At 50.4% G+C, this 20,222-nt stretch carries 16 protein-coding genes; 6 read left to right on the top strand and 10 right to left on the bottom strand.

What is annotated here, in order from left to right; all coding sequences use genetic code 11:
• Window positions 1–11: 11 nt before the first annotated feature.
• Together OGV57_RS08255 and OGV57_RS08250 are read right to left on the bottom strand one after the other, a co-directional pair.
• Complete coding sequence (locus tag OGV57_RS08255) at window positions 12–1,247, bottom strand: MFS transporter (protein WP_003037215.1); 1,236 nt, start codon at window positions 1,245–1,247, stop codon at window positions 12–14.
• 11 nt (window positions 1,248–1,258) lie between these two features.
• Complete coding sequence (locus tag OGV57_RS08250; RefSeq protein ID WP_003037212.1) at window positions 1,259–2,083, bottom strand: MBL fold metallo-hydrolase; 825 nt, start codon at window positions 2,081–2,083, stop codon at window positions 1,259–1,261.
• A 334-nt stretch (window positions 2,084–2,417) separates the two neighbouring features.
• Here OGV57_RS08250 and OGV57_RS08245 point away from each other — a divergent pair, with 334 nt between their 5' ends.
• Complete coding sequence (locus tag OGV57_RS08245; protein ID WP_054528717.1) at window positions 2,418–4,592, top strand: extracellular solute-binding protein; 2,175 nt, start codon at window positions 2,418–2,420, stop codon at window positions 4,590–4,592.
• A 52-nt stretch (window positions 4,593–4,644) separates the two neighbouring features.
• Here OGV57_RS08245 and OGV57_RS08240 read toward each other — a convergent pair whose 3' ends face one another.
• Window positions 4,645–5,250 carry a short chain dehydrogenase gene (locus OGV57_RS08240; RefSeq protein ID WP_054528716.1) on the bottom strand — a complete coding sequence of 202 codons (606 nt, stop codon included), beginning with the start codon at window positions 5,248–5,250 and terminating at the stop codon, window positions 4,645–4,647.
• Window positions 5,251–5,348: 98 nt separating this feature from the next.
• Here OGV57_RS08240 and OGV57_RS08235 point away from each other — a divergent pair, with 98 nt between their 5' ends.
• On the top strand, window positions 5,349–6,239 hold the full coding sequence (locus tag OGV57_RS08235) for a LysR substrate-binding domain-containing protein (RefSeq protein WP_003037204.1): 891 nt from the start codon (window positions 5,349–5,351) through the stop codon (window positions 6,237–6,239).
• Between the two features lie 70 nt (window positions 6,240–6,309).
• Here the strand turns inward: OGV57_RS08235 and OGV57_RS08230 are convergent, their stop codons facing one another.
• From OGV57_RS08230 to OGV57_RS08220, 3 genes are read right to left on the bottom strand one after another with little or no spacing between them, the layout of a single operon-like run.
• A complete protein-coding gene (locus OGV57_RS08230) occupies window positions 6,310–7,824 on the bottom strand; it encodes a tripartite tricarboxylate transporter permease (protein WP_003826025.1) in 1,515 nt (504 codons plus the stop codon).
• A gap of 10 nt (window positions 7,825–7,834) precedes the next feature.
• A complete protein-coding gene (locus tag OGV57_RS08225; protein ID WP_008321484.1) occupies window positions 7,835–8,269 on the bottom strand; it encodes a tripartite tricarboxylate transporter TctB family protein in 435 nt (144 codons plus the stop codon).
• Window positions 8,270–8,283: 14 nt separating this feature from the next.
• Window positions 8,284–9,261, bottom strand: coding sequence for a Bug family tripartite tricarboxylate transporter substrate binding protein (locus OGV57_RS08220; RefSeq protein ID WP_003839716.1), 978 nt, complete (start codon window positions 9,259–9,261; stop codon window positions 8,284–8,286).
• A gap of 153 nt (window positions 9,262–9,414) precedes the next feature.
• On the opposite strand from OGV57_RS08220, the gene tctD reads away from it, so the two are divergent.
• Together tctD and OGV57_RS08210 are read left to right on the top strand one after the other, a co-directional pair.
• Complete coding sequence (gene tctD / locus OGV57_RS08215) at window positions 9,415–10,089, top strand: transcriptional regulator TctD (protein ID WP_054528715.1); 675 nt, start codon at window positions 9,415–9,417, stop codon at window positions 10,087–10,089.
• Window positions 10,076–11,527 (top strand): sensor histidine kinase, encoded by a 1,452-nt coding sequence (locus OGV57_RS08210; protein WP_003839719.1) that lies wholly within the window; start codon window positions 10,076–10,078, stop codon window positions 11,525–11,527. Before tctD ends, OGV57_RS08210 begins: the two co-directional genes overlap by 14 nt.
• Here the strand turns inward: OGV57_RS08210 and OGV57_RS08205 are convergent.
• Genes OGV57_RS08205 through OGV57_RS08190 form a run of 4 tightly spaced genes read right to left on the bottom strand, consistent with a single transcriptional unit; the run spans window position 11,520 to window position 16,489 of the window.
• Entirely contained in the window at window positions 11,520–12,602 is a 1,083-nt protein-coding gene (locus OGV57_RS08205) for a fimbrial protein (protein ID WP_048232650.1), read from the bottom strand. The genes OGV57_RS08210 and OGV57_RS08205 overlap by 8 nt on opposite strands.
• A gap of 10 nt (window positions 12,603–12,612) precedes the next feature.
• Complete coding sequence (locus OGV57_RS08200) at window positions 12,613–15,171, bottom strand: fimbria/pilus outer membrane usher protein (protein WP_054528714.1); 2,559 nt, start codon at window positions 15,169–15,171, stop codon at window positions 12,613–12,615.
• 13 nt (window positions 15,172–15,184) lie between these two features.
• On the bottom strand, window positions 15,185–15,856 hold the full coding sequence (locus OGV57_RS08195; RefSeq protein WP_054528713.1) for a fimbrial biogenesis chaperone: 672 nt from the start codon (window positions 15,854–15,856) through the stop codon (window positions 15,185–15,187).
• A 54-nt stretch (window positions 15,857–15,910) separates the two neighbouring features.
• Window positions 15,911–16,489 (bottom strand): fimbrial protein, encoded by a 579-nt coding sequence (locus OGV57_RS08190; RefSeq protein ID WP_003037185.1) that lies wholly within the window; start codon window positions 16,487–16,489, stop codon window positions 15,911–15,913.
• A gap of 1,040 nt (window positions 16,490–17,529) precedes the next feature.
• On the opposite strand from OGV57_RS08190, the gene OGV57_RS08185 reads away from it, so the two are divergent.
• Complete coding sequence (locus OGV57_RS08185; RefSeq protein ID WP_003839727.1) at window positions 17,530–18,945, top strand: undecaprenyl-phosphate glucose phosphotransferase; 1,416 nt, start codon at window positions 17,530–17,532, stop codon at window positions 18,943–18,945.
• Entirely contained in the window at window positions 18,935–20,221 is a 1,287-nt protein-coding gene (locus OGV57_RS08180) for an outer membrane beta-barrel protein (RefSeq protein ID WP_003839728.1), read from the top strand. The genes OGV57_RS08185 and OGV57_RS08180 overlap by 11 nt, the downstream gene beginning before the upstream one ends.
• Window position 20,222: the final 1 nt, after the last annotated feature.

The raw sequence follows: 20,222 nt of genomic DNA, 5'->3' as shown, positions 1-20,222 counted from the left end.
GTCTTTAACGATCAGGAGTTTGCTTTTTTCAATGGGAGGTCTGCTTTGCGTTTTGAAATATCGTCCCGGAAGAATATCAGGAAGAATACGCTGACCACTGCGGCAACGCCTGCGGAAACTAGCCAGAATGTTTCCCATTGCGGTAACGCCTGTGGGCCTTGTTCCGTCACGGTGCTGTTGAAGATTTGACCGCATACGGTAGAGGCAAACAGCAAACCGACGCCGTTGGAGACGATAAATCGCAAGCTTTGGGCTTGTGCTTTAATCTCTGGCGCGGCTTTACGGTCAACATAAATGTCGCCCACGGTAAAGAAAAAGTCCCAGCAGAATCCCTGCAACATCAGACCGATCAGCACAAACATCATGTTGGCATCCAGTGATGCATGAGCAAACAACAGTGTGCGGATGATCCAGCAAACGGCGCCCAACATGAGAGTAATTTTGAAGCCGGCTTTCAGTAAGAAAAACGAGAGCAGGAACATAAAAATGACTTCACAGGCGATGCCGACCTGCATCATTGACGCGGCGTTATCGAATCCAAGCGCTTTTAAAAAGACCGGGATATAGGCGGAATAAGCTGTTTTGGGGATCATCAGGACAAAAATACTGAGCATCAAAACCGAGAAACTGCGGTCCTTGAAGAGTGCCAGAGCGTCCAGACATAACAGATCGCGGAGTGTAAATACGCTTCCTTTTGCTTTCGGTGGGGTGTTTGGCAACGTAAAGCAGTAAAGGCCGAGCACGACACCGGAGGCTGACGCAATATACCAGGTGATGGTATTTCCAGAATAGCCCATTTCACCAATAATAAAACCGATGACCATAAAGCCAAATGTGCCGAATACACGAATAAAGGGGAAGTATTTCACCCCGTTAATGTGGCTGAAACTGATGCTGTTAGCCAGCGCAGTTGTTGGATAAAAAAGCAGACCGACCAGGAAGATCATGGTCAACGTCATGCCCGTGTTTTGTGCCTCAATAAATTGTGGAACAAACAACAGTACGCCAGCATTAATTAAGTGCAGGATCGCCATGACTTTTTGTGACGAAAAGAAACGGTCGGCTACCATGCCAATAAAGAGTGGCGAAAGAATGGTCGCCAGACCAAGCAAAGCATAAGATGAGCCAATAATGGTCGCCATACCATAGGTACTTAATACCAGTCCCATGGTCATATTCCAGGCGCCCTGCATGAAATATTGTATGAACATCATAACCAGCAGGCGTGGTGTTTTATTAAGGTCCATATTGCATATCCTTATTGGTTGATGCTCAGGTTAAGCCCATCCCAGGCGACAAGAATGTTCTCTTTGTCGCACGCCGCCACGAGATCGTCGTGCAGTAGACCGCCGCTGTGTGAGACATGCGAGACGATGAGTTGGCTATTTTTCTCAAGGCAGCCCAGTTCTGCAAGCCTGTCTCTGGCAGCGAAGACGGTTTCCAGACTCATGTGGTTATTTGTACGGTTATCACCATTAAAACCGTAGGTACATTCCAGCACCGTTAAATCGATCTTTTTCCCTTTCAACCATTGCCAGGTGAGTTCAGGGAACCAGCCCGAATCATGTCCATAGAAAATTGACTGACCATCTTTTTCGATAAACCAGGTATAACAAAGCTCCCATTTGGCATGGTTCGCCAGCAGTGGAGTGATTCGGTATCCGCGGGTTTCAACGGTTACGAAGGGAACCAGGCAATGAAAAGCAAATCTTTCTGCGCTGTAGCCTGGTAACACTTGTGCCGCGCCGTTAATCGCACGGTCATTACCAAAAATGTGCAACGGATGAGTAATCTCAAATCCGTACCCTTCCATTCGGCTAAAAAGATCGCCGACGTTGAAATGATCGGGATGTGTATGCGTGAACAGCAGCGATTTGATCTCTGTTGCGTCCAGGCCATCTCGCAGCAGTTGCTGGCTGAATTCAGGCGCGACATCGATCAACAGTTCATCGTCGATGATCGCTGAGGAGTGCGTGCGTATGTCTTTGCCTTTACGAATACGGGCTTGCTGACAGTGCTCACAACGGCAAAAAGGATTGGGTATCCCTTCGGATGCTGCGGTTCCCAGAAAATGAATATTCATGTTTCCCTCTTGATCAAAACAGAGTGTTGTTTTTTGAACGAAAATGTAATGAAACGTAATTGGAACGTGTCAATTATTATCCTGCAGCTTCAAGGCAACAACGATCTTTTGTTGCATAAGTGATCCTCTTCAAGAATTTAATAATTTATTTTTATATTTCATGGTTTTGAAATTATTAGTTCATTTCTTCGTGCTATGTGGGGTTGAGAGGTAGTTATATGAGTGTGTTGATAAAATGCACTTTTTAATATTGTAACGTTCAAATTATCTTGCTGGAGATAGTTTCCTGATGAGCGCCGTGCTAGCATCAAAACATCAGGGGAAGGATGTAAAAATGCCAACTATCAAAGACATAGCAAGAATTGCCGGTGTGTCGCATGGGACTGTCTCGAATGTGCTCAATGGCAGAGGAAATGTAAGCGTTGAGAAGATTGAAGCGGTTCAACGTGCGGCCCGAGAAGTTGGCTATCAGTTGAATGCGCAGGCGCAATCATTGAGAGCCAGCAAAAGTCAGGGAGTGGCCTTGATTCTGCCGGACATCAATGCGGAGCGTTACTATCAACTTTATCGGGGATTACACCAGGCCTGGCAACCTTCACTCAGCGAACCGGTTGATCTTTACCTGACTAATGATTTGCCCAATCTGGAACTGGATATTTTGCAAACACTGGCGGCAAAGTCTTACCAGGCTGTTGTCACCGTGAGTTGCCTGGACAACAGCCAGCCCTATTACGATATGCTCAGGCTCTCTCCGGAGAATGTGCTTTTTGCGTATCGCCAGCCAGCCGGTGCAGTTTGTTATATTAGCCTTGACTATGTGACCGCAGGGGAAGAAACCGCAAGAAGGGCACTGGCGCAGCAGCCGGGTCATATTGGTGTTTTCTGCGAACCGCTGGAATTTGCCCACAGCGCACGCTTTACTCAAGCGATACAGAAGGTATGCCGGGAGTTAAGTCCGCACACAAAGCTTACGGTTATACCTGCGCATGCCAGTGAAGTTAACACCGTCGCGTTTGACTTTTTCCGGGGGGCGATACCCGATCTGTTTATTGTTCAGGACAGTGAGAAGACGCGTGCGTTGACGCAAGCGTCCTGGTTTGGGAGTTCTCAGTCCTGCCCGCCGATAGTACAACTGAGTGATAATCTTCCTGCATCTTTTGATGGAATCACCAGCTATCAGATGGATTATGCCCGCCTGGGGACAACTATTGCTTCATGTATTCGCCAACCCAAAAGTAAAGAGAAGCACCGTATTCTGGCGAATTGCGGTTTTTCCTGGAATGGGCAATACGCTCCGCCTCATGAGACGGAGGCGACGCTGAATATGTTAATTTTGCCCAGCCCTTCGACCGATGCGCTGAAGAAACTGTTACCTCACTTTTATCGCCAGACCGGTATTAAGGTTAATCTTGCGGTTTATCCGTATGATGAGGTTTTTGAAATTCTCTCTCATCTTCACCTGCACCCCTATTACGATTTACTGCGAATCGATATGGCATGTTTTCCCTGGTTTGCAGAAAAAGCATTATTGCCGCTGGAGTCGGTCTCCCCCGAGCTCCCGTTATTGCTGGATAACTTCTCTGAGCAAATTCAGCAGCACTTCAGCCAGGTGAATGGGACTGCATGGGCAATTCCCTTTGATGCCAGTATGCAGCTTCTGTTTTATCGACGAGATCTGTTTGAAGATGCGACGATTAAACGGATGTTTTATGAATCAACAGGCAAAGAGTTAACGCTACCAGAGAATTTCGCACAATTTGATGAAATTGCCGCTTTCTTTAGTCAATTGCATCAGCCAGAAAACAGACAGCGTCCGATGGGAACGGCGGTGACGTTGGGCAGCTCAGGACTTATCGCCACTGAGTACTTGCTGCGTTACTACGCGTTAGGGGGACGATTGGTGCGTGAGGGCGAGCCGGTACAACTTGATGCTTCGCTTGCTGCTGCTGCACTCGAAGAATATCTGCACCAGCTTTCTATCGCCGTGAATCTCCCTGGCGAGTGGTGGAGTGATGCGGTTAAACAGTTTGAGCGTGGAAATCTCGCCATGCTGATTATGTATCTCAATTTGTTTAACGATGTTGCGCATACGACTATCGCCCCCACGATTGGCTATGCTCCCGTTCCGGGGCAGCTTCCACAATTGGGCGGTGGCTCTATTGGAATGTCTCGCTACAGTAAGAAGAAAAAACAGGTTGAGCAGTTTTTTCATTGGCTTTATTCCGATGAAATTTCGCGCCATCTGGTTCTATTGGGGGGCAACAGCGCCTGGTCTGGAATATGTCACGATCAAAATGTTCTCAATCTCTACCCGTGGTTTAATTTACTGAATGAAAAAGGCATGACGGGAATACGGGAGTCTCAGGGAAGTAAAGGTGAGCCTTTTAACCTGCGACAGGCAGAGATTATTATCGGGCAAGGCGTGACGAATGCGATTAACGGCATTATGGACGTCACGCAGGCCGTGGAATACATCAATGCGCGGATCAGAAACGAAACGGGTGCCTGAAATATGCGACTCCTCGCCTCTTACTGATGACGTAAGAGGCGAGAAAAAGCGGTTAACAGTAACCCACTTTATAAATGCGCCCGCTCTGGATGCCTTCGACGCTGCGGCGATAGGCGTTGGCGACCGTGACGGCGGGGACGCTTTCAAAGCCGGGGAAGAACCCGTCATAGGCTGCAGCGGATTCACTCAGCACGGTCGGGCTTATCAGGTTAATACGCTGACCACGCTCTAGCTCACAGGCAGCAGCGCGCACAAATCCTTCCAGACCGGCATTGATCGTTGCCGCATTTGCGCCTTGTGCGATGGGCTCGTGGGCGATAATGCCGCTAATTAACGTTATCGAACCGCCATCATTGAGGAAATGCTGCCCGGTTAAGGCCAGACGTATCTGGCCTAACAGTTTATCCTGAAGCCCCTGATTAAAGTCTTGGTCAGTCATTGTCGACAGCGGTCCAAAGAACAGATTGCCGGTGGCGGAAACGATCGCATCTACCCGACCGACTTTTTCGAACATTGCCTCGACACTCTCCTGCGAGGTGATATCGACCTGGTAATCCCCCTGCGTGCGACCTACGCGGATCACCTCATGTTTACGGCTTAACGTTTCTGTGACTGCGCGACCCACTGTACCACTGGCACCAATAATGACGATTTTCATAACCACCTCCGCAATAGTGTGAGCCGCTATTCTTTAATGAAAATGAAATCGGATAAACTGGCTAAAAGTTAGATGATTACTAACCAGAGGTTTGCAATATGGATAAGTTACGCGGCATGGAAACGTTTGTCGCCGTGGTGGAGAGCGGGAGCTTTACTTCTGCGGCGACGAGGCTCGAGATGTCTGCGGTGATGGTGGGAAAATATATCGCCCAACTGGAAGCGCAGCTCGGCACGCGTTTGCTGGAGCGCAATACGCGTCGCCAGAGTCTGACCGATGCCGGACGCGTCTATTTTGAAGAAGCTCGTCGCGTGCTGGAGCAGGTATCGATAGCCGAACGTTCGGTAGAGCGTCTGCGGCTGGCACCAGCAGGGACGCTGCGCATAAGCGCGCCCACGTCTTTTGGCGCTTGCGTGATCTCGCCACTGGCCGCTGCGTTTTTACAGACCTGGCCAGAGGTGCGCATTGAACTGGATCTAACCAACCGGATGGTTGATCTGGTTAATGAAGGTGTCGATCTGGCGATCCGCATTGGCGATATCCATCAGACTGACGTGGTGGCGAAATACCTGTGTCCCTACCGTATGGCAATTTGTGCTTCGCCAGAATATCTTGCCCGCCATGGCACCCCCCGGACGCCCGCGGATCTGGTGGATCATCTGTGTCTGTCCCATACCGTGTGGACGGCCCGCAACGAGTGGATACTGCCTGGCGTGACGGGGGAAGTCAGATGGAAACGCGATGCGATCCTGCGCTGTAACGATGGTCATGGACTGCGTATGGCGGCGGTAGCGGGGGCTGGGCTGTTATTGCAACCGGAGGTGCTGTTGGCAGAAGAGCTGGCTACTGGCAAGTTGGTTCGTATTCTGGAAGGATTTACGCCACAGCCGCGACCGATTCATTTGCTGTGGCGACAGGATTTGCGTCCGTTGCCCAAGCTGACACGGTTTGTTGAGCACGTTCTTAGTGCAGTTCAGGAATTAAGATGAAAATGCCGGATGGCGCTGCGCTTATCCGGCCTACAGTGGCGATTAATCGTAGGCCGGACAAGGCGCGTTACTAACCGATATCCACCTGCGGTTTGCTGTTGCGTTTACGGATCATGCGCAGCACTGGTGGGACCACGATAACCAGTACCGCCATCACCAGCAGCACTTTCGCCACGCCGCTGGCCCACAGAATATCCATACTCCCGTTACTGATAGACAACGCCCGGCGCAGGTTCTGCTCCAGCATTTCCCCGAGAACGAAGCCCAGAATCAATGGCGACATTGGGAAGTGCATTTTACGCAAAATGTAGCCCAGCACGCCGAGGGCGACCATCAACACCAAATCGAAGGTAGTGCTGTGGACAGCGTACACACCTACCGCGGAGACTGCCGCAATAGCGGGTACCAAAAACCACAGCGGAATGGTCAGCATGCGGGTAAACAGACCGATCAGTGGAATGTTCATCACCAGCAGCATTACGTTAGCGATCAGCAGCGCCGCAATCAGCCCCCAGACGATATCCGGCTGTTCAGTGAACATCGCCGGCCCTGGGGTGATGTTGTACAGCGTCAGCGCGCCCATCATCACCGCCGTGGTACCGGAGCCCGGCACGCCGAGCGTCAGCATCGGGATGAAAGAGCCGCAGGCCGAGGCGTTGTTGGCGGCTTCTGGTGCTGCTACGCCACGAATATCCCCCTTGCCAAAGCTGTCGCTGTTGCCGCTGAGCTTTTTCTCGGTCATGTAGGTGATGGCACTGGCAATGGTGGCGCCAGCGCCAGGCAGAACGCCGACGAAAAAGCCAATCACTGATGAACGCAGGGTGGCCCCTACGCACTGAGCGCCTTCTTTGGCGTTGAACAACATGCGGCCCGTTTTACGCACCAGCGTCTGGCCACTGCTGGTATGTTCCAGCATTAACAGTATTTCAGAGACAGAGAACAGCCCAATCACCACTACGATAAACTGCACACCGTCGGAGAGATGGACACTGTCAAAAGTAAAGCGATAAACCCCGGTGTTGGCGTCTACGCCGACGGTCGCAAGTCCGAGACCGATAAGCGCTGCCAGAAATGATTTCAGCGGATTTTGCGCCATCATGCTGCCGAGACAGGCAATGGCGAAAACCATTAAGGCAAAGTATTCTGCCGGACCGAAGGCCAGCGACCATTGGGCTAACGCCGGGGCAAACAGAATGATGCCGCCGATGGCGATAAGCGAACCAAAGAAAGAGCTGACCGCCGAGATAGAGAGCGCCACGCCGCCGCGTCCTTGCTGCGCCATCGGGTAACCATCCAGCGCGGTCATAATCGCCGCCGCATCGCCGGGAACATTCAGCAGGATGGAGGAGATGCGCCCGCCATATTCACAGCCAATGTAGACCGTAGCCAGCAGGATCAGCGCGGATTCTGCGGGCAGATGCAAAGCAAAGGCCAGCGGCAGCAGGATCGCCACGCCGTTGATTGGCCCAAGGCCAGGCAGCAAACCCACAATGGTGCCCACAAAACAGCCTATCAAGGCGATGACCAGGTTTTCCGGCGTCATTGCCACCGCGAAACCCTGAGAAAGATAAATCCAGGTATCCATCGTTTCTCCGTTAACCCAGCCAGGCGCCGAGTGGTAAGGTGACGTCAAGCAGTCGGTCAAAGGCATACCACAGCAGAATGCCGAGCACCGCGCCGGAAATACCCGCAGCCGGGATGGTTGCGCCGAACAGCATGCCAATCACCACGGTGAGAATGGCGGTGGCGATGGGAAAACCGAGCCACTCAAAACCCCAGGCGTACATCAACAGAACAATTACCATCGTCAGCAGCTTTTGCAGCACGTGGCGACGGGGCCAACTGATGGTATCCGGATGGCGCAACAGCAGCGCCACGGCGCATACCAACATCAGACTGATAATGCCCAGCGGGAAGGGACGCGGCCCTACGGGTTCATAGCTGTATTCGCTGCTGATTTGCCAGGCCACGAACAGCCCGGCTATGCAGAGCAACAGCCAGATACCTGCAAAAATACGATCGCTCATCATCTTTGCCTCTGCGTTTACTTCGCCAGACCGAAGGCTTTCGCCTGCTCACGATAATCCGTAACCTGTTTTTTCACGTAGTCGTCGAGCTGTTTGCCGCTCATGTTGAACTCAAACAGACCGCGCAGATCGCGTTGTTTTTTAAACTCATCGGTCTGCTGGAGTTTGTTAAAGGCATCAACCCACCACTGATACTCGGCGTCGCTGACTTTTGGCCCAACGTAGAAGCCACGAATGATAGGCCACACGAGGTCATAACCCTGCTCTTTGGCGGTTGGCACGTTGGCTAACTGGCCCGGTAGGCGTTCATCAGAGAACACCGCGAGCACGCGGATTTTGTCGCCGCTGAGGTAGGGCACCATCTCACTGAGATCGCCGGAAACTACCTGCACGTGATTTCCCATCAATGCGGTAACCGGTTCGCCACCGCCTTCAAAAGCCACATAGCGCATCTTGTGCGGATCGACATTGGCTTTTTGCGCCAGTAGCGCCGATTTCATCCAGTCCTGGCTACCGATAGAAGCTCCTGCGCCAATGACCACGCTGTTAGGGTCTTTCTCCATTGCCGTAAGCAGATCTTTCAGCGTCTTCCATGGCGCATCCTGACGTACGGCAATCATGCCGTAGTCGGTGCCGACACTTGCCAGCCAGCGGACATCATCCACACCGTAGCGACCAAACTTGCCCTGTGACAGGTTCAGCAGGGAGCCGCCGGAGAAGGCCACCACGGTTCCCGCTTCAGCCGGGCGTTGAGCGACGATCGCGTTATAGGCCACGGCACCAACGCCGCCAGGCATGTAGGTCACGCGCATCGGTTTTTCGATAGCACCGGTTTCCATCATGCTCACCTGAATCAACTTACAGGTGAGATCGAAACCACCGCCGGGTTTAGCAGGGGCGATACATTCAGTGCGCGATGGCGCTTGTTCGGCCAGTACAGAGGTGCTCATCAGTAAAATGCTTGCAGTAAGGGTACGAAGTAACTGTTTTTTCATTGTTTATCCTCACGCCGGAAAACCGGATTTTCGGGTACGGAAGAAGATTTTTGTGATTATGTGAGCCGATGTGTAGCAGTTCGGTTGCGTGATTGTTAAAACATTAACCTTTCAATTCCCTTTCAATGCGGCAGAAACTTTACAGGATGTGATATGCGTCTCTTATTAGCGGAAGATAACCGTGAGTTAGCTCACTGGCTGGAGAAAGCGCTGGTGCAAAACGGTTTTGCCGTTGACTGCGCTTTTGATGGACTGGCGGCCGATCACCTTTTACATAGTGAAACATACGCGTTGGCGGTGCTGGATATCAATATGCCGGGGCTGGATGGCCTGGAAGTCGTTAAGCGGCTGCGCAAACGCGGGCAGACGCTTCCTGTCCTGCTGCTGACGGCGCGTAGCGCGGTGGCCGATAGGGTGAAAGGGTTGAACGTCGGAGCCGATGACTATCTGGCAAAACCGTTTGAGATCGAGGAGCTGGATGCCCGGCTGCGGGCCTTGCTACGGCGCAGCGCGGGGCAGGTACAAGGCATCCAGCAACTGGGGGAACTGGCGTTTCACGATGAAGGCTATTTTCTCTTGCAGGGGCAGCCGTTGGCGCTCACGCCGCGCGAACAGGCGCTGTTGACGGTGCTGATGTACCGTCGGTTGCGACCGGTTTCACGCCAGCAGTTGTTTGAGCAGGTCTTCAGCCTGAGTGATGAGGTCAGTCCTGAAAGCATTGAGCTGTATATCCATCGTTTGCGCAAAAAGCTACAGGGAAGTGATGTGCGCATCGCCACGTTGCGTGGTCTGGGCTATGTGCTGGAGCGTAGCGATGAAGTGGGTTAAACCCCAATCGTTATACCTGCAACTGCTGATGTTTTTGGGCCTGCCGCTAATGTTGCTGTGGGGCCTGTCAGCATTTAACAGCTATGTCAGTGCGCTACAGGCGGCGACCCAGGCGTATGACCGCACGCTGCTTTCATCCGCCAGGACCGTCTCCGAGCGGCTGGTGGTGCGCAATAAACAGTTAGAAGTGAATGTGCCATGGGTGGTGCTGGACAGCTTTGAATTGAATATGAACGACCGACTGTATTACAAAGTGGTTGATCCGGCGGGGAAGGTTATCTCTGGTTATGACGATTTACCGGCGATGCCGCCTGCTACCTCGCGCACGCGGCTTTATCCGGCGCTGGCATGGTTTTATCACACTGAATATCGCGGTGAGGCAATCCGTGTGGCGCGTCTGCTGCAGCCTGTCAACGAAGGTGGCATTGTTGGCATGGCGGAGATTTATGTTGCCGAAACGCTGCAATCGCGGCGTTATCTGGCGCGACAGCTGTTGTTTTCCTCGTGGGTCTCGCAAGGGCTGTTGGTACTACTGACTCTGGTGCTGGTTGGCTGGCTGCTGCGCCGGGTGCTGCGCCCGATGCGCCAGCTGTCATCGCTGATGGTGCGTCGTGAGCCGGGGCTACTGACGCCGCTGCCGGAGTTGCTGCCGTGGTCGGAAACCCGTCTACTGATTGTGGCGTTTAACCGCTATCTGGACCGACTTCGCGGCCTGATTTCTCGCCAGGAGCGCTTCAGCGCGGATGCTTCCCATCAGCTTAAAACGCCGTTGGCAGTGCTGAAAACTCAGGCGGCGGTGGCTCTCGCCAGTCAGCAGCCGCAGCAGTGGTACGAGAGTCTGCAAGCCATGAGTACCACGCTGGATAACACCATTCAACTGACTGAAAGGCTGTTGCAGTTGTCTGCGGTGAAGCGCAAAGAGCAAGGGGAAAGGCATTTCTCGCCGGTTAATCTGTATGAGGTGGTGCAAACCAGCTGTTTTACCCGACTGGCGCAAGCGCGTAGTAAAGGGATCGATCTGGGCTATGAAGGGGATCAGGACGCGGTGTGGGTTGAGGGCGACGAAGTCTTGCTCGGGGAACTGTGCGGGAATCTGCTGGATAACGCACTGAAATACACGCCGCCGTATGGTGTGGTGACTGCCCGACTGCGGCGAGAAGGAGAGGCCGTGGTGCTGGTAGTCGAAGATAGCGGGCCGGGCATTGATGAACAAATGGTGCATCAGGCGCTGCTCCCGTTTCATCGTCTGGATAACGTCGGCAATATTCCTGGGGCAGGAATCGGTCTGGCGCTGGTCAACGACATTGCTCGCCTGCATCGTACGCACCCACAGCTATCCCGGAGTGAAGCATTAGGCGGGTTAAGCGTACGGATGCGGTTTTTATGTCTGGAGCGAGAAGGGCAGGACGATCGGTGTCGTCCTGCGCCCGTTATTTAAAGGTCACTGTCGCATTGACCGGGATACTAAATGCGCCTGGTTGAGGAGGGTTCTTCAGCCAGAACAGGGTCGCCATGAACTCTTTGCGCCGACTGTCGCTCTGGTTGTTAAACGCGCCGCTGGTAAAATCGATGCGGTTGCCGCTGATAATATCCCCGGCGCCGGGCCGTGCAGCATCCTGAAGTGTAACGCCGATATCCGGCGTACCCTGACCGGTAAAAACCGTGCCGCTGTTGTGCGTGGTGCCGGTAAAGGTTATCGCGTAATTGATGCCGCGACATTCATGCTTCCCGGCAGCTTCTGCAGCGATAACGGCAAACTGTTTGCTGTGGCTGTTATCCTTGCCCGCTTTGGCTTCGGTAATGCTGATCCTGCCAAACTCGACGGTATCCGTTCCCTTATCAGAGGCGATCAAGACGATCGGTTCGCAGTTGATATAACTGATGTTATTCAGGCCGGTCAGCGCGGGGCCAAAGTTTTTTGCCGGATTGCTGGCGGAACAATGCGTACTGCAAGAGTTAATGCTGCCAATACCGTCGACGACGAAAACTTTGTTGATGGTGCGACCCGCCAGTGCGGGCAAAGGATCCGGGAGCTTTCCGGTGGCGACCAGACTGAGGTTAAAGGTGAAAGAGAAAGTTTGCGGAAGTGCCAGGCAGGCACTGGTATTTCTGTGGCTGTTACTATTGCAGTAGCCGTTTGAACCTGTTCGGGGCAGCGTTGCCTGATATTGCGTGGTGACGGCCTGCGCGCTCTGATCGTAAGAACGACCATCGATGCTCACCACCAGTTTCATATTGGTTCCCTGCAAAAAATGCGCAAACTCATGGTCGGGATCGATGTAGATTCTGGCCGCTTCGCCCTGGGGCATATGGTCCGTGTCGCTGCAGGTGACGCTAACGGTTTGTGAATTGGACACCCAGACGGTGTCTCCGGCGGCGGTGCTGCGGCTAATTTTAATCGGATCAACGTGTACAGAGACGCTGTTTGCTGTACAGGTAACCGCATAGCTTGTACTACTGAAGATCGGCAAACAAAACAGCACCACGAGTTTAACTATTTTTAACGGATTCATTGATTGCACCTTACGAACCGACGCACTGGGCAGTAATTTGTGTATATCCGATTTTCTTCACCGGCTGGTGATGGTTATCCGGCATTTGAATAAAGCAGTGTTCATTGGTATGTGAGCCCCAGCGCACTTCCAGGCGCGAATTATCTTCCACGCCGCTGGCATACAGAGCGCCATGCAAACCGACCAGGCCGTGATTGCGGCCTTTGGCATCCCGAACGATCGCACCAACCGGCGGGGCTATGTTGCCAGGTATGACGGCATTCACCAGATAGTTGCGCCCGCTGAAGGTTTCAAACACGACTTTGCCGATGGCTTTCTCTGTCGGGACAATTTTTTTCTGTGCCTGGGGAATATCCAGACCGGCGCCAATATCGGCGGTATTCAGACTCACCACGTTGTAATGCCAGGCATCTGCCGCAGTCAGGACCGCATAGCCGTTACCGTCTATCGCCACGCCGTTTTGTTGCTGGATATGGACGCCGTCGGCATTTTGAGCCTCGACCAACACCATGGTGTCACCCGGAGAGTGCATAAGCGTAACGCCGCCTGCGTGCAGCATCGCCCCGCCGCTGATGCCCATATTCATATTCTGGTAGTTGCGCCCGGCGCTATAGCCTCCCTGAACGTTCATCTTGTCGCCTTGCCAGGCGGCGTTAACGCCGGCAGCGGAATCTTGTCGATCGGTGGTACTGCCTTGAACGCCCCAGCTCAGACGATCGTCAAATGCGGTGTTGCTGTAGCTGGTGGAGTAGCTGTCGCCATTCTGCTGGCTATGCATCACGTTGGCAGAGACAAAGCCGTGGCTGTCCATGAAATCAAATGGGATGGATAACGTCAGGTTGATACTGCGGTCCTGGTAGTCGTACTGGTTGCGGGTGTCCTGCACGTATACGCTCCAGTTGATTTTCCCCAGCGTATCGTTGTAACCCAGCTGTATCGTGCGGTCGTGACTCCCGTTGTGCCAGTAGTTTTGCTGGCTGGCGCTGACGTAAAGCGAGGCGTTATCCCACAAACGCTGATTAACAGAAACCTCAAAACGTTGGCGGCGATTATTGTAGTTACTGGTGTAGTAATGCTTTTTGTTGTGCTGCTCGCCAGGGTAACGCAACTGCTGATTGGGGTCGTCATAGGCGATGTCGTAATAACCCGAGGACCAGCTGTTATGCTCGTTAATGGTGTCGCTAAAGCTGTAATAGCCGGATGTATTGTAGCGGTAGCCAACCAGACGAAAATCCGTGCCGTACTGGTTCAGCGATTTAGAATACAGGAAACGGTAACTTTGCCCCGTGGACGCTTCTCCGCTGGCAAGCTGTGCTCGGGCGGTGGTGATATCAAAGGAGATCGCGCCGAACTGATGCAGATCCTGAGCGACCCCAGTGGCAATCGCGTTGTAACTTTCCGCCGTCAGTAAACCGCCGTACAGCGTGGTTCCAGAGCTGAGGCCATAGCTCAACGTTCCCTGGACAAAACGGGGCCGCCAGCCGCCACTGTAACCGTCACGGTATTCCCCGGCCGTAAACTGAAAACGGCTGTTACCTGCGCGCAGCATGTTCGGTACCGCCGAATAAGGCACGCTGAAATTGCGACGGCTGCCATCGGCTTCAATAACGCTAACATCCAGATCGCCGCTCTGGTTGCTGGGATTAATATCGTCGATGTCAAACGCGCCCGGCGCGACGTTTTTACTGTAGATCAGGTAGCCATTTTGCCGGATTTCGATTGTGGCATTGCTGTTGGCGACGCCGCGAACGACCGGGGCAAAATCGCGTTGGCTATCAGGCAACATATTTTCATCGCTGGTGAGCTGCGCCCCGGTAAACTGGATGCTGTCGAACACATTGTCATCCGTGTAGGTTTGCCCGATGCGCAAGCGGCTACGTAGCGCAACAATATTGCGCTCCACCCACGTAGAAACCGCCTGCCACTGGCGGCCTGAACCGCTGGCGTAGCTGAACGTGGACTGGTTACGGAAATGCCATCCCGCCAGGTTGATGCCGTTGGCAAAACTGGCAAAAACGGAGTCATGATCCTGACCCTGTTCGGCCAGGCGGGTGGTATTGACGTTGTAGCCGACAAAAGCGGCATTAACCCCATCGTCATAGGCAGACTCCGGGACTGCATCGTGTGTGGTCGAGAGCAGAAAAGCTTCCGGCACTGAAATATCAATACGCTGGTAGTTTGCATCTGCCGTCAGGCGGCTGTTTGCTATCAGCGCTGTGAGCTCAATGCAGGTATCGCTGCGGTCATCCGGGATTTTAATCCCGTATCTGCGCAGATCGTCAGCGCTTAGGCAGGGTTGTGGCTTGCCTTCTGGCTGACGTCTTTTGAAGGCAACATTGCGCGTCTCAACGAAGCTATGATCAATATAAATATCGTATTCAAACGTCCCTTCGCTAAGCCCATCATTACGGGCGATTTGCACCACGGAGGTAATATTTTGCGCACCGTGCACAAAACGGGTATTAAATTGTGGCGCACTGTTGGCGTAAGCAGGCATACACAGGACCAACGTTGACAGCGTAAAGACCTTTTCCTTAAACCGTTGCGGTTGCTTATTTTTTATCATCATTGCAACCCCTGACTTAATAACACGATATCGGGACGTTATTGACCGCGTTAGTGCCGCCGTAATCATCTACCCAGTTAAAATCTATGTGGCTAACTTTTTGCTGCGACAGCGTAAACGTGCGTTCGCCATGAGGATTCACCATATCGGCTTCAACGTTTTGGCCGTTAATATGCAATTGCGTCAGAGAAATATGTAACGGTGTCGGATTAACGGCACGCAGAGTATTTCCGTGACATTGCCACTGTAATTTCTCGACCGCTTCAGGTAGCGTCATATTCAACCCCGTAGGGCGATAAAAGAGTTTGATGCGAATTCGTTGCGCCAGTTGTAAGGTATTTTCCTCGTTTTCAATGGTGGGGATTTCCTGCACGTTAATCCACAATACCGATTCAACATCATGGGGAAGCCCGTTGCCCTGGTAAATAGCCCGTAGCACGGCGGATTTATGGCCGTCGAGTTTCAGGATCGGCGGGGTAATTATCATTGGCAGATTGGCCGGCGTCTCATCTGGATTACCCTTATCCAGCCATGTCTGTACCATATATGGCTTGTCTGTATTATTGTTGACGTCAAACATCGCTGCTTTATCGTTCTCATTATAAATAACGCGTGTTTGACCCAAATTAATCGCGCTGTGTGCGGTGCTAACCACGCATAGCAACAGATAAAAGAAGACTTTATTCATCAGGTGCACTTTCCAGATTCAGGGAACAGTGCCATCCATAGCAATCAACGTCCGTTATTTATAAATGACGGTGTAATTCATATCCGCAGTAATTGTGCCTGCCGCAGGCAGCGTTGCGCCTATTTGCTGATATTTGGCGACCAAATCAATATGTGCATCGCCGTTTTGGTCCGGTGTCAATGACACTTCATTCTGACCCGCGGAGAAATCGAGGGCGCTACCGGCATGATCCACTTCGATGCCGACATCGGTGGCAGCAACTGTTGTACGAAACGCTTCCAGAAGTTTTGTGTTACTGCCAGGGGTTTTATCAGTAAATACCACCACATAGCCGCTTCCTCCTGTAGCCCCACTGCAGTTGGTGAATTGCAACGTAAACTGAGTATCGCCGGTGGTAGAGCCTGCGCCGCCAAATAACTGGTTGGTGACTTGCGGTAATACGACGTTTGTATTTGTTGGATTGGCGGTGTTCACTACGCAGGTGCTGGCAACAATTTCACCGGTAAAATGGACCGTCGCGGTGGCTTTAGAACCTGCTCCCGCGGTGGTGGCGTAATTAGTACTTCCTGCCGCGCCAACATTAGCCGCAAACAAAGCAACCAGCGCGGTGCAGGTGAGTGTAATTTTCTTCATCATAACTCCGTTAAATTTATTATTTACCCAGAAGAGTACTTGTCAGAGGCGCAGATTCAGCCGGAGTACATCAATGTCAAAAAATGATGCAGGACTTCATTTAAAAGAAACGATTAACGTTTGTAAATTGCTCAACAAGTCATCCGCTGCGGATATTATTTATTTGCGAAAAATAAGTAAACATAATTTTTTATGTGTGATGAAAGGGTGTTTCAGTAATCTTTTCAGGTTTTTTAACACGGTGTATACATGATTGTAAATAACGTATGGGATTATCGTTGTGGTACATTTAACAAAATATCAATGTTGTCATTTATTCTTTTTGGGTGTTTTGAATGAGCGGGTTGATCTGTGTTGAAATTACTGTTGTTAGATGTATAAGTTCGCAGAATGTTGATATTAGCGAGATGTGATATTCATTTTGGGGTTGAACAGTTACAGTGTGTTTTTTATACCTGTAAAGTCATGTTGGTCATCTTCAGTCATCGAAGTTGCTACAATTATTTAAACTAAATTTTTTGTGCTGAATTTGATTGTTCTTCATTTTTGTACATCAGAATGACGATAATTCTAAGATCCAATCAGTAAGCATCACGCTCACAATAAGCTTGCTAATCATTTTCTTGTTAATATATTCCCGTGTTATTTTTCTAAAGGATATTATATACGCTTATATATGCTACGGATTTCTCGTTGTGGGAAGGCGGCAAGTGAGAGGCTCCCGATGAGCCTACCCCAGTAAGTGACCCGGGTATTCATCATACAATTGCACTTGCTATTAGTTCATGAACTGTTATCTGTCAATGCGATTTTTGTTGCAGGTAATTATATTTTCTAATGTGGAAAATAAATCGAGCTTGATTTTAATAGTCAATAAAATCATATTGATGCTGATATCTTGTGAGGTGCTTGTCACAACTTATCATCTTTCTTTTTACATTTGCTGACAATCTACCCTTGTGTTTTTTAAGCTTGTGATATAATTAGCAACATGAAATGAGAAAAAAACAATTAAAGATCAATAAATAATGGGCTGAGATATGCTTAAAAAATCGCTAAAGATTAGCAGCCAAGGATATCCAGTCTTTTTAAAACTGGTCGATTTCATTGTTATCAATGTGGTGTTAATTTTTAGCGCCCATCTGCTGGGTTTGGTGCCCTTTAACACCATTGCGATTTTGAGTCTTCTCTTCTCGATCTTTTTCTTACTGTTTGCTGAATACATTAAAATGTACCAGCAAAAGATTAAGACGATCGGTTTGCGTAATCAAAAACGCTTGGTTTTTTGTACGCTGCTGGCGATTTTTTTTAACGAACTGGTCAGTATGACGGTGGCTGAGCCTGAATCACTCGGCTACTTAGACAGACTGCCTTCACCGTTTTATTCAGCCATTATTTACTGGTACTTCATTCCATTACCTTTTCTATACTATATCCGCTTTTTTCTTTTCAAATACACCGCCAGGAAAAATATTCGCGTTGCTGTGATTGGGCTTACTGAGAACGGTCTGGCGGCGGAAAACGCATTGACCACTGAATATGCCAATATCAAATTAGACCTGGCATTTTATGATGAGCGCAGTCCATCCCGTTGCGGCGATGTGGTGGAGAAAATAAAAAGTCCCTTTCGCGGCTCGGTGAGCAATTTAGTTGAGGAAGCCAGGCAGGGAAATATAGACGAAATCTACATCGCTTTACCGATGGTTGCTTTACACCGAATTCGTCATTTTTTAGCGATGATGTCTGACACCACCGTAGATACCTATATTGTCCCTGACTTTTATACCTATAGTAACAACATGTCCAAGTTACGCTCCATCCACAACCTGCAAACTATCGGTATCTTCAGTTCACCGTTTGAAGGGGCGGGGTCGTTTATTAAGCGGGCGGAAGATCTGGTTCTTGGCAGCATCATTATGGTGATGATTTCCTCGCTGATGCTGGCTATTGCCATTGGTATCAAACTCACGTCCCGCGGTCCGGTGTTTTTCAAACAGGACCGCTATGGTCTTAGCGGGCAAAAAATTAAGGTCTGGAAGTTTCGTTCTATGCGCGTCATGGAGAATTCCGATACGGTTATTCAGGCCACGAAAAACGATCCGCGGGTAACCAAATTCGGGAGCTTTTTACGCCGCACTTCGCTGGATGAACTTCCGCAATTTATTAACGTTTTGCAGGGAAGTATGTCGATTGTCGGTCCCAGACCTCATGCGGTAACGCATAATGAGCAGTACCGCAAACAGGTCGAAAATTACATGATCCGCCATAAAGTGAAGCCTGGGATCACTGGACTTGCACAGATCAACGGTTTCCGCGGGGAAATCGATGCGCTTTATAAGATGGAAAAACGGGTTCAGTACGATATTGAGTACATTCAAAACTGGTCGTTATGGCTGGATATAAAAATCATCATTAAAACTATTTTCAAAGGATTTGTCGGTAAGAATGCATACTAAATTGATAGTGATTACCGGAATCGTGATATCGCAGCCTGCATGGGCTGATTTAACCCCGAAATCACACATTGGCTTTGCGGGAATCGACTTCCAGGGCAAGGTCGCTGTGGATTATGGTTATAATGATAACGTTTCTTATCAGCCACATAGCAGCGATGCTATTGGTTCCTCGTTTCAGAGCGCAGCGCCTGTACTGAGTATGATCGGAGAGCGCGGTCAGGATAAGTATTTACTGATGTATTCCGGAGATTATCGTAACTACTCCAGTGATTCCGCTGATAACTATAACGATCATTTTTTCCGTTTTAACGGTGCCTGGCGGTACGGGCTCAAGCATGGTCTAACCCTCAATCTGGAGGATACGCTTGGGCATGAATCCCGTGGTCGCGGTATTACCGAGGGTTTTCTCCCTGGCCAATTCGAGCAGTATGGGATTACATCTCCACTGACGACGAATTTTATCAACAGTGAATTGCGTTACAGTTACGGCGCACCTGATGGGCGTGGGAAAGCGGAACTGGCGTTGTTGTATAAAAAACTCACTTTCGGCAACACGTCTGATGTACGGGACAGCAGTGAAGACTTCTACAATTATATTCAGGAACAGGAATGGCACGAAAATAGCTTGGTGGCAGAAATTTTTGACCAGTACACATCCAGAACGCGCTTTCGCTATAGTTTTATTACTAACCAGCGTCGCTATGATAACAACTCAGAAAAAGACACTAATGAGTACTATTTGCTGTATGGCCTGAAGTCGCAGTTGACGGGGAAAACCAATGTCGACATGAATATTTCATGGCTGTATAAAACATTTGAAAACAACGCAAACTCGCATGATTTTAATGGTCTAAACTGGGACATAAAAGCGGAGTGGAAGCCATTACAACAATCAGTTTTCACGGCCCACTCTGCGCAAAGCATTAAAGACCCATCGGAAGTTGGGGGATATATTTTAGTGACCCAGTATGGCCTTTCTTACCAGCATTTCTGGTTAGGCACTCGTTTTTCTACTTTATTGGACTACTCATTCACTTCGGAAGACTATAAAAAACAGAACAAGGATCGACATGATAAAGATGGTGTGTTTAGCGTAACCATGAGCTATGACTATACGCCGTCGGTTAATTTTGAGATTAAATATCAGATAGATACATTAAATTCGAATAGGGATACTGACTCGTTTTATATCGGTCCCAACGACAATCAGGAAGTTATTAGAACGTTGGGTTATGATAATTCTATGATTATGCTTAAAGCTAAGGTTCAGATCTAAA

It is taken from the genome of Citrobacter sp. Cf087 (genome assembly GCF_030334285.1).
Classification (GTDB): domain Bacteria; phylum Pseudomonadota; class Gammaproteobacteria; order Enterobacterales; family Enterobacteriaceae; genus Citrobacter; species Citrobacter freundii.
Note: the sequence above shows the minus strand (reverse complement) of the source record. Positions and strands in the feature narration are given on the sequence as shown.